The 605-nt window shown below is 58.2% G+C and carries 1 protein-coding gene; it reads left to right on the forward strand.

Features of this window, described 5'->3' with window-relative positions:
• Positions 1–605 (forward strand): hypothetical protein (locus JIN85_RS22595; RefSeq protein ID WP_200274485.1); only part of this gene is annotated, 605 nt, incomplete at both ends.

Below are 605 nucleotides of genomic sequence, written 5' to 3' on the forward strand. Positions count from 1 at the left end.
AGCGATACCTTCCTTTGCAAGGACTACGGGGTCGAAGAACCGATCGATAAGATGGAGCTGATGATGTATGCGAGCATCTTCGCGGCTGATAGCGCGGGCATGGAGCGCACCTCGCGAATTGTGGCGATCAACCATGAAATCCGGGTGCGCAATCTGGTTCGTGCGGCCTCGCAAACCTCAAGCCCCGTTACCAAGTGGAATGAGGCTGGCTCTACCATTGTCGCCGATATCGATGCGGGCAAGAACCTGATCCGCTCCCGCATCGGGGTGACGCCAAACCTGCTGACCCTTCCTTACAACGTGTTCCAGGCGATGCGGAATTCGGCGGAAATGAAGAACTACTTCGTCAACGTGCAGGGCGGTCTCATCACCAAGGCCAACCTGGAAGCGATCCTCGAGGTGGAGATCCAAATCTCCGGTGACCTGATCAACACGGCGGCGGAAGGCCAGGATGCGGAGATCGGCGACATCTGGGAGAACGAAGCATTCCTCTCCTACTCGGTGGCAAGTGCCGACATCAAGTCGCTCAACTTCGCCCGCACCTACAACTGGACCGCGCTCGAGGGTTCCGGCTCCGGTGGCATCAGCGTCCTGACTTACGACGA

Source organism: Luteolibacter pohnpeiensis, assembly GCF_016595435.1.
GTDB lineage: Bacteria > Verrucomicrobiota > Verrucomicrobiia > Verrucomicrobiales > Akkermansiaceae > Luteolibacter > Luteolibacter pohnpeiensis.